Genomic DNA, 1,351 nt, shown 5'->3' with positions numbered 1-1,351 from the left:
GCGGCGTCGGTGTTGGCGGCAGAGAAAAGGAAGTGGGCGGTCATAGGGGCCTCCTGGGCATCGGCTGGCCAGGCTGCCCGCGCACGGGGTGCTACGGAAGGCAGGGGCCATTTCACCCCTGGAACTATAGGCAGATGACCCGGACGCAAAACCCGGAACTGCGCATCCATTTGCCACTTCTTCGCGCTTTAGAAAAAGGGCGCGGTTTCCATAATCGAGCCACGCCAAAAGCCCCCCGGGGATGGCGACTTTGCAACCGACGGTGTGAGGCACACATGCTTGACAAGATGACCAACCAGCTGAATTTTCACGGCAACGCCCTGGTGCTGCGCGGTGAACGCCAGCGCGCCATCGCCAGCAATATCGCCAACGCCGACACGCCGGGCTATGTGGCTCGGGACTTCAAGTTTGGCGATGCGCTGCGCGAGGCCACGGGCGTGACATCTTCGGCCACCGGCACGCCCGGCGCGGCCATCACGCGGCTGGCCACCAGCGGCTCGTACGGAACCGCGGGCACCACCGATCCGCACCACATTCCGCTGCCCACCGTGAATTCCAGCACCAGCATCGACCGGCAAGGCGCTCTCGGCTACGCCGTGCAGACGCAGCCCAGCCTGGACAACAACTCGGTGGACCTGGACCGCGAGCGTGCCAACTTCGTGGACAACGCCGTGCGCTACGAAGCCACGCTGCGGTTCATCAACGGCAACGCCAAAACCATGCTCAGCGCCATTCAGGGCCAATAACCACCCAGCCCAGCAGCGCAGAAAGCGAGCCACCCCATGTCCATGTTCTCGATCTTCAATGTGTCCGGCAGCGCCATCAGCGCGCAGTCGCAGCGGCTCAACGTGGTGGCCAGCAACCTGGCCAACGTGGATGCCGTGGCCGGTCCCGACGGTCAGGCCTACAAGGCACGCCAGGTGGTGTTCCAGACAGCGCCGATGGGCGCCGACAGCTCTGCGGGCGTCAAGGTCAGCGGCATCAGCGAAAGCAATGTGCCGGGCCGCCGCGTGCACGATCCCAGCCACCCCTCAGCAGACGCCGAGGGCTACGTGACCCACTCCAACGTCAATGCCGTGGAGGAGATGGTCAACATGATCTCCGCCTCGCGCTCGTACCAGAACAACGTCGAGGTCATGAACACGGCCAAGTCGCTGCTCCTCAAGACCCTGCAGATGGGCCAGTAAGGCAAGAGCCTGCTCCAAGAAGGACACCACCATGATTCTCAGTGCCACCAACGCCCCCACGGTGACGGACTCGTCCAGCACCAAGGCCAACGCGTCCACCGACCCGGCTGCCGCGCAAGACCGCTTTTTGAAACTGCTGGTTGCGCAGCTGAACAACCAGAACC

The 1,351-nt window shown here is 63.9% G+C and carries 3 protein-coding genes; all 3 read left to right on the top strand.

What is annotated here, in order from left to right; translation table 11 throughout:
- The first annotated feature begins 275 nt into the window (after positions 1 to 275).
- Positions 276 to 746, top strand: a complete 471-nt coding sequence (flgB, locus tag DBR23_RS26805) for a flagellar basal body rod protein FlgB (protein ID WP_015015831.1) — start codon at positions 276 to 278, stop codon at positions 744 to 746.
- Positions 747 to 782: 36 nt separating this feature from the next.
- Positions 783 to 1,187 carry a flagellar basal body rod protein FlgC gene (flgC, locus tag DBR23_RS26800; RefSeq protein WP_015015832.1) on the top strand — a complete coding sequence of 135 codons (405 nt, stop codon included), beginning with the start codon at positions 783 to 785 and terminating at the stop codon, positions 1,185 to 1,187.
- A gap of 31 nt (positions 1,188 to 1,218) precedes the next feature.
- Positions 1,219 to 1,351, top strand: a 133-nt coding sequence (locus tag DBR23_RS26795; protein WP_304466248.1) for a flagellar hook capping FlgD N-terminal domain-containing protein, incomplete at its 3' end; no start/stop codon positions are given.

The sequence above is a fragment of the Acidovorax sp. HMWF018 genome (assembly GCF_003061035.1).
GTDB classification, from domain to species: domain Bacteria; phylum Pseudomonadota; class Gammaproteobacteria; order Burkholderiales; family Burkholderiaceae_C; genus Acidovorax; species Acidovorax delafieldii.
This window is presented reverse-complemented; position numbering and strand designations above follow the sequence as displayed.

Coding starts and splice junctions, on each gene's coding strand:
- flgB (WP_015015831.1), top strand. CDS start 276: ATGCTTGACAAGATGACCAACCAGCTGAATTTTCACGGCAACGCCCTG.
- flgC (WP_015015832.1), top strand. CDS start 783: ATGTCCATGTTCTCGATCTTCAATGTGTCCGGCAGCGCCATCAGCGCG.